Below are 8247 nucleotides of genomic sequence, written 5' to 3'. Positions count from 1 at the left end.
CTCAACATCAAGGGGGGCGTCCCCAAATTCATCCGTTCATTCACACGTATGTGAATAAAATCCTTTTATTCGTTTTCGTCGTCAGTTGTTAAAACACGAAATTAATATCGGCAAACACTTCTACTGTGTCTGGCTTTTCGTTTAGTTTTTCAACTGAGCTATCGCCTTCTGGGTCTAGGCTTGATTTACCTTCAATCGGTGTCGCTATCGTAATTTTCGAGCTAAAGGTGTTACCCCATACGGCTTTAATTACAATACCGGCGGCGCTCATACGCGCCCATTCGTCATCGGCAAGGCTACCGCTATCGGTAGTAAAGCCGCCGTTTTGTACGCCGTAGGCAAAGTCTAATAACAAGCCTGCTTGAAATACTTCGCCGAATGTACGATTTCCAATGAAAGACCAGCGCGGTAAGTCGAAGTACCATTCGTTAGCGATATAAGCCGAAGTGTCGGCAGAGAACTTGCCTACATTGAATGCGCGCACGCCATTAGCGCCACCTAAGCTAAATTGCTCAAACGATGGCAGTGATGCTGAGGAGTATTGCATTTTTACGGTAGTAATTAATCGGGAGTATTGCTCGCTAAATGGCAGAGGAACGAAGAATAGCGAGTTCGTATCAATACCAAATTTCGTGAAGGTATCGTCACGCCCTTCGGCGACTTCGTTTTTATGCTCGCCATACTGCAATGTCAGGTTAGCAACGTTCAACATGCGCAAACCTGAACGGTTTAGGCCGTCGATATAGAAATTAAATTCACCACCAACAGCGTGATCACCCGCAGGAATAAACTCACTGTCGATTTTTGTTTCTTTGTCGGTCAGAGTGAAACCTGTCGACATGTTAAAATCGCGACTGCGCTTAATCTTATGATCGATATTTAACGCATAATTAGAGCTGGTGCCTTCTAGCTCCAGCGCGTTAATCACGCCGCCATCTTCATCAACAATCGAGTAGCTATTGTAATCGGCAGAAAGGGTTACGCGTGTTCTTAAACTGAAGAATGGGAATGAGTAAGAAAACTGGCCAAGATTGGCGCGCGATTCGTTATCGGCTACGTTTTTACCTTCAATATCTTCTGAGCGTAAGTAACCCACTTTTAAGCTGTCGCCAAAACCAATCGGGTTGTACCACTCCATGCTGGTAAATAATCGTGTGTCACCAGTAAATGCCGAGCCATGATTATCTAAACGAACTAAAAATCTTAGCGCTTCTTCATCGCGCACGTTTAGCTTAAGCTTTGTTTCTCCTGGGTTTTCGCCAGCGGTAAATGCACCGGTAATATTCAAACCAGGCAAATCATTAAGAACATACAAAGACTCTTCAATACGAGTGCCACTAACCGCTTTATCCATTACCGGTTCAAATGGAGAACTGAGCGTTTTCAAAGTGTACTTTTTATTGTTAATGGCTTCGACTTGCCCTAGGCGCCCTTCAAGAATCGAAAGACGAACGATGCCGTCTTTAATATTTTGCGCTGGCAATTGCACACGAGTGAGAAAAAGACCTTTTTGACGATAAAATAACGTCAATTTATTGGTTACTTCTTCAAGGTCAGCGTAGCTTAAGCCGCGATTACGGTTTTGTTGGCGAACAATTTCTACTAGGTTTTGCATGTCTTCATAAGTCAAATTATCCGCATCGCCCTGACGGCCAATTTCACTAAGGTATTCAATTACTTCGGCTGATTCATCAATAGTAAAGCCACCGGCGATGCGCTTTTCTTCTTTCATATAATCGGCGCGTAAACGTTCTGCTTCTTGCTCTACGCTCTTTTTGGTAATACCAATTTCTGGATATTCGCGTAGATCATCGAATACAAATTGATTAACGATAATTCGCGGGCCAGCATCACGCTTAGCGGCATCAGGAATTTCACCGTTTAATTTAGGGGCCAAGTCATCTTTTTTCTGCCGTTCAGCATAGGCATCCGACACATCTCCTGCAGAATTAGGCGCATCGATACCAAAGATGGATCTCAGTGCATTAAGATCTGCCTGCGGTGGTGCTACAGCAGCACCTTCAGCCTGAACCGTCAGCGCTCCAGCTGTTAGCATTATGGTTGAAATCGCCACAGCCAAAGATTGCTTCATGCGATTTAGACTGGTAATCAACGTCAAACTTGCTTCACCCTTTAACATCTTATTCCTTAATTCTGTTAATTAGAGCCGCCGACAAAAAAGCCAAAAAACAAAAAGCCGACGGGCTCTCAAAAGGTGAGAACGGTCGGCTACAAAATCTATAGAAGAAATTAGAAGACATCCGTGCCTCACAGAAAAATCCATTAGCGATTTACGATCCTAAGATCATCGCGTGTCAGTATGTGTACTGACAGAGTGCCTTGCTACGCAATAAGCGGTCGATTCACGCCCCACAGCAAAATCGCGCGCATTATAGCAATATGATTGAACGAATAACACCCAACAAGGTGATGCAATGCGCAGCAAATTCTGAACGTATGTTACTTAATAAACCAACACATCAACAGTCAGAAATACTGGCGAAATCATGGCGAGTCAGTTTAGGCAGGATGCGCCATTCACGAATTAATTAGTGACTAGGTCGATCCCTACGCACGGTTGTGTCTTCTCCCGAGCCTGATGGAACACTCCCCGTTACGACAGGACTTACCGTGGAATTTGCCGTGAACTCAAGAATTCCAACACTGATGTTGTCTTTACCGCCACACTGATTTGCCTCATCAATTAAACGATAACAACACTCCAATGCAGGACGATGGGTTGCCAATACATGCTCTAATTCTGAATTATCGAAGTACTCGCTCAGGCCATCGCTGCACAGCAGTAGTAGCGAGCTTTTGTTTAACGTTAATGATTGAATCGTTGGCTCAACATCTTCAGTAACACCTAATGCGCGGGTAATGTGGTTGCGAACATTGCTGACCCTAGCCTGCTCTTCAGTTAGGGCACCAGCGTCTATCATATCTTGCACGACGCTGTGATCTTTCGTTATCTGAACGATACCAGCGGTACTCCACATATATGCCCGAGAATCGCCCACATGGGCCACTACGAGCTGATCCTGCCACACAACGGCAAGCACTAGAGTTGTCCCCATATGTGCAAACTGAGGGTTCTCCAGCTTGGCATCAATGATCGATTGATTAGCTTTACCAACGGTGTTGTTAATTGCAGAGTGAATCATCAAATTCTGCTGATCAGGCGTGCAAGCCAGAAAAATGGGAGTAATCAAGCCATCTAAAACCTGACTGAAGGTTTCAACAGCAATCCTGCTCGCTAACGAGCCGCCACTGTAACCTCCCATGCCATCAGCAATTACCACATAGCCAAACGGCAGGGTTGCATCCGCATGCCAACGAATAGCATCTTCGTTTTCTTCCCTAACCCGCCCAATATCGGTTTTGCCGTTAACTGCTAGGCGCACGCCTGCGGTATTGCTCATCATTAATTCCATGTCTTAGATTGACCATGCTAGCAATTTGCGAGTGTTCTGCGCGCTATTTGCGTGGCTCAAATGAGGTTTGGCAAAATTAAAACAAAAATAACTCGTCTCTGGTAGGCTGTTGTTGCATCCAGCGTAAAGAAATTAACCACGGTTGATTTTACGGAGGGGGTTTTGCATAATCCCGCCTGCAATGGAAGCATAGGTTATGCTACAGGTGTATCTAACAGAGTAGGGACGCGAAAGAGGTTATGGCTAGACTGCCGCGAATTAATATAGCCAACATTCCTCAGCATGTTGTTCAGATCGGGCACAACAACCTGAACTGCTTTTTTGACGACGAAGACTACGACTTCTACTTAACTTCGCTTAAAAAAGCTGCCGATCAATACGACGTCAACATTCACGCCTACGTATTACTCCCTAACGCCGTACAGATAATCGCTACACCTAATATCCCACAAGGCATCTCATCTATGATGCAATCGCTGGGACGTCGTTATGTACAGTACATAAACCATCGTTACCAACGTTCAGGAACCTTATGGGCTGGGCGCTACAAATCCAGTGTTATTGACTCAGATGCTTACCTGCTTACCTGTTATCGCTACGTTGAACTAAAGCCCATGTACGAAGGCCTAGTCGACAGCCCAGAGCTGTATGCTTGGTCTAGCTTCAACTACCACACAGGTCGAGAACCCAGCGATCTTATTGCCGATCACCGCTTATTTATGAACCTTGGCGATACTCACGAAGATAGAGCCGATGAATACAGCGCTATGTTCCGCTTCCGCTTTGACCGCATGCTGCTCGACTATATTGCCGAGACGATAAAACTTGGACAAGTATTAGGCGGAGATCGATTTACAGAAAAAATCGAACAAATTGCCAACCATCGCGTTCGCCCGCTAAAACGTGGACGCCCAAAAAAGAAAGATAAAGATGAGCAATCAAGTTCATCCGGCACCACCACAGCCTAATTCCGTCCTCGCTTAAACTCTCGCACCCAATTTACGACCATCACAGTAAGACATAACCCGCCATCTTCGAAATTAATTTTATTAAAAGGGGTCAGAGTCATTTGGGCGCAAAAACTCACCTTAATTCATCAATAATTCGCCGAAACTACAACTAAACCGCCGAATTTTGTTTGTTATTTATACAATCTATAAAAGGGGTCAGAGTCGAGATACTGGTATAAATCGCCCCAAATTTTAATTCGTGCCAGAGTCGATTAAATTAATGAAAAACAGGGGTTTAAACCACAAATTAAATTTGTTTTACTCTGCACCACTTGCCGTATGGGCAGTGGCTCTTTCGTTGCATTTTAATGAAAAGTCGATGACCGAGCCTGATGGAAATAGTCTTTAAATAACATAGAGGAATTGTTAAATGGCGATTTATATGAATTTCAACGAAAAGTCTCCAGCTGGTAACGTGACCGCAGCCGGCTACGAAGACTGGATTGAAGTTGACAGCATGAGCTTTGGTGTTGGCCGCTCTATCAGCATGCAAGCTGGTGCAATGGCTAACCGTGAAGCTTCTCGTCCAAGCATCAGCGAAGTGACTATCACTAAGCCTTTAGACGCTGCTTCTGGCGGTCTTTTCAAAGCATCTGTAACGGGTGACTCAGGCGTTAAAGTTGAGATCCACGTAGTTCAAACTGGTGCTGAGAAAGTTGAAAAGTACGCAGTTTACAAACTAGAAGACGTTATCATGTCTTCTTACAGCGTTAGCGCTTCAGCTGGCGGTGCTCCACAAGAGTCTATCTCTTTAAGCTTTGCAAAAATCGAAGCTGACCTGACTCACGCAGACAAGACCAACAAGAACACCAAGAACATGAAAGTTGGTTACGATCTAACGACTGCTAAGCCGTTATAATAAGAGAGCATTTCTCTTATTAAGCAGGGGGGCTCTCAGGCAATGCCGGGGATTGCCCCCTGTTCCGTTTAAGATTTACAGCATAAATAAACCATAAAGGACGCGCATTTCTCATTGCGCTAACAATCACATATAACGTGGTGACAAGGTCATGTCGGTACTCAGCCAGAATAAACGCCTCATTCAAGTCGATACTCCGGTAGGAAAAGACGCCTTTACTGTGTCGGAATTAATTGGTGATGAGTATATATCGGATCTTTTCCGCTACACCCTAGAATTGTTTTCAGACAACCATAATATCAATCAAAAAGATATTGTCGGTAAAGACATAACGGTGTCGATTCTTGCCGATGGCGAAACGACGACTCGCTATATTAATGGTTACGTCAATCATTTAGCCATGCTCGACGTCAACGACGAAGGATTGCGTCGTTATCGTTTGGAAATGGTACCCGGCCTTTGGTTTACCACCCTTGGTTCGAAAAATCGAATTTTTCACAAAAAGAACGTGAAAGATATTGTTAGTGAAGTTCTTGGCGAATATTCAAAAGTCGTTACCCATCAATTTAAACCGACGGGTTCTTATTTAGTTCGCGAATATTGTGTGCAATTCGACGAAACCGACTTTGATTTTATTTCACGCTTATTGGCCGAAGAAGGCATTAGCTATTACTTCACGCACGATGATGGCAAACACGAACTCGTACTCGCCGACGACATGCAAGACTACTTCGACGCGGCCTCTGAAAAAATCGAATACGATGGCGGTGGCACGCAACCGACTAAGCACACCATTCACAGTTGGCAGCGCAGCTTTAACTACCACACTGGCGGTTTTGAATTTAAAGATTACAGCGAATTCACCACGACTAAAGATAACAAGCAAGTCGTAAAAACTAAGTCACCGCTTAACAGCGTGTCTGACTTCACGACCAGCGGTTACGGTATCTATAACTACGAAATAGATGGTGAAAATAAGCACAAATTCATCGACGCGCAAAACAAAAGCGCGAGCGAAAAAGCCATGGAAGCCCACGAAGCAGGCTTCGATGTCGCCCAAGGCACCAGCGATGTCGTGACATTAGCTGCCGGTGGTCGTTTTGAAATCGATCATTCGATTACTTCGGAATCGGGTAAGTACTTACTTACGCAGGTTCATATCGTTGCTCGCGACGGCAATAATCAAGATACGCACTTCGCCAACCGCTTTGTGTGTGTACCTAATGGCGTTATCGTACGGCCTAAACACAACAACTTTGCAAAGAAAATCCATACGCCACAAATTGCAACCGTAGCCGAAGTGAAAGCCACCGGTAGCGATAGCTCTAGCGACGTACTCACCCAAGTAAAAGTCACCTTTCCTTGGAATACTGCGCAGAATTCTTGCTGGGTACGTGTAGTGCAGCAATTTGCTGGTAAAGGCTGGGGCGCTAATTTTGTACCACGCGTTGGCCAAGAAGTGGTTATCAGTTATATCAATGGCGATCCGGATCGCCCACTCGTCACCGGTGCGGTCTATAACGGCACCAACGATGGTCCGAATTACACCGCCACTCAAAGTGGCTGGAAAACCGCCATCAAAGATAGCAAGTTTAACGAATTGCGCTTCGACGATAAAAAAGGCGACGAAGAAATCTATATGGAAGCCGGTAAGGACCATAACTGGGTTGTGCATAACGACCAGACCGGTCTCGTCGAAAATGATCAAACCTTAACCATTACCGAAAACCGCACAGCCACGATTTCGAATGGTAACGATACACTAACGGTATCTAAAGGTGATCAGACCACCAAAATTGATGCGGGCAACCATACTCTAAAAATAGCGAAAGGCACCTCCACCATTGATGCAATGGGCGCGATTAAAATCACCTCAAAAACATCAATCGAATTAAAAGTGGGCGCCAACACCATTAAAATCGACCAATCAGGCATCGAAATTAAAGGCACTATGGTGAAAGCGAAAGCCAGTGCAATGGGCGAAGTATCTGCCGGTGGGATTCTCACCGTGAAAGGCGCTCTGACTAAGATTAACTAATTGAGACAAACATGAGTGATCTAATCAAAATTCAAGCCTTAACCGCTGATGAGTTGCTAAAAGAGTTCGAATTGACTGAACCCGAAGCCGAAGCGGTCGTTATTCCGGATACCGCACCGCAAATCAGTATTGAGCGCCTAATCGCCGCCGGCTTTTATGCCGATGCCATCAAATTACTGGCACACGGCTTACCCAAGCGCGAATCCGTTTGGTGGGCGTGCCTAGCAGCACGAAAAGCGCAAACCGCCGACACCAGCGAAGACAATATTAACGCCTTATTAGCCACCGAGGCGTGGGCGAAAAAACCCACCGAAGAAAATCGTCTGCGTTGCAAAGCATTGGGCGAAAAAACCCAATATAAAACAGCCGCTAGCTGGGCAGCGATCGCAGCTAACTGGTGCACAGGAAGCATGACGCCACCGGGCGAACCTGAAGTTCAGCCACCACCGTTCTTATACGCACACGCAGTGGCCGGATGCATCACCCTCGCCGCGGCAACCATAGACCCAGAAGCCATCGACGATTATTACAAGCACTTTTTAGCCCAAGGGATAAACCTCGCCCGTGGCGGCAATGGCTTAATTGAGGAGGCATAAATAATGGGAAAACCTGCTTCGCGTATCACTGATATGCACGTCTGCCCAATGTCATCAGGGCCAGTACCCCACGTTGGCGGCCCCATCGTATCGCCAGGCGCACCAACCGTATTAATTGGTAACCTCCCCGCCGCGACTGCTGGAAGCATGTGCGTATGCGTTGGCCCACCAGATACCGTAGCCATGGGAAGCACCACTGTATTATTAAGTAATAAACCCGCAGCTCGCATGGGTGACTCAACCGCGCATGGCGGGAAGATAGTGCTGGGGTGCCCGACGGTGTTGATTGGTGGGTAATTTTTAAATATTT

7 protein-coding genes are annotated in these 8247 nt (G+C 45.8%); 5 read left to right on the top strand and 2 right to left on the bottom strand.

Going from position 1 to position 8247, the window contains the following annotated elements; genetic code table 11:
- Window positions 1–88: 88 nt before the first annotated feature.
- Together TOL_RS01900 and TOL_RS01895 are read right to left on the bottom strand one after the other, a co-directional pair.
- Complete coding sequence (locus tag TOL_RS01900; RefSeq protein WP_015485575.1) at window positions 89–2140, bottom strand: ShlB/FhaC/HecB family hemolysin secretion/activation protein; 2052 nt, start codon at window positions 2138–2140, stop codon at window positions 89–91.
- A gap of 409 nt (window positions 2141–2549) precedes the next feature.
- Window positions 2550–3434 carry a Stp1/IreP family PP2C-type Ser/Thr phosphatase gene (locus TOL_RS01895; protein WP_197537901.1) on the bottom strand — a complete coding sequence of 295 codons (885 nt, stop codon included), beginning with the start codon at window positions 3432–3434 and terminating at the stop codon, window positions 2550–2552.
- A 239-nt stretch (window positions 3435–3673) separates the two neighbouring features.
- Here TOL_RS01895 and TOL_RS01890 point away from each other — a divergent pair, with 239 nt between their 5' ends.
- From TOL_RS01890 to TOL_RS01870, 5 genes are all read left to right on the top strand, one after another.
- Window positions 3674–4402, top strand: coding sequence for a transposase (locus TOL_RS01890; protein WP_041588365.1), 729 nt, complete (start codon window positions 3674–3676; stop codon window positions 4400–4402).
- A gap of 412 nt (window positions 4403–4814) precedes the next feature.
- On the top strand, window positions 4815–5303 hold the full coding sequence (locus TOL_RS01885; protein WP_015485571.1) for an Hcp family type VI secretion system effector: 489 nt from the start codon (window positions 4815–4817) through the stop codon (window positions 5301–5303).
- A 151-nt stretch (window positions 5304–5454) separates the two neighbouring features.
- The gene (locus TOL_RS01880) at window positions 5455–7341 is read left to right on the top strand and encodes a type VI secretion system Vgr family protein (protein ID WP_015485570.1); all 1887 of its coding nucleotides are present in this window, start codon (window positions 5455–5457) and stop codon (window positions 7339–7341) included.
- 11 nt (window positions 7342–7352) lie between these two features.
- Entirely contained in the window at window positions 7353–7937 is a 585-nt protein-coding gene (locus TOL_RS01875) for a DUF6931 family protein (protein ID WP_015485569.1), read from the top strand.
- A gap of 3 nt (window positions 7938–7940) precedes the next feature.
- Complete coding sequence (locus tag TOL_RS01870; protein WP_015485568.1) at window positions 7941–8234, top strand: PAAR domain-containing protein; 294 nt, start codon at window positions 7941–7943, stop codon at window positions 8232–8234.
- Window positions 8235–8247 lie beyond the last annotated feature (13 nt).

It is taken from the genome of Thalassolituus oleivorans MIL-1, assembly GCF_000355675.1.
Classification (GTDB): domain Bacteria; phylum Pseudomonadota; class Gammaproteobacteria; order Pseudomonadales; family Oceanobacteraceae; genus Thalassolituus; species Thalassolituus oleivorans.
Note: the sequence above shows the minus strand (reverse complement) of the source record. Positions and strands in the feature narration are given on the sequence as shown.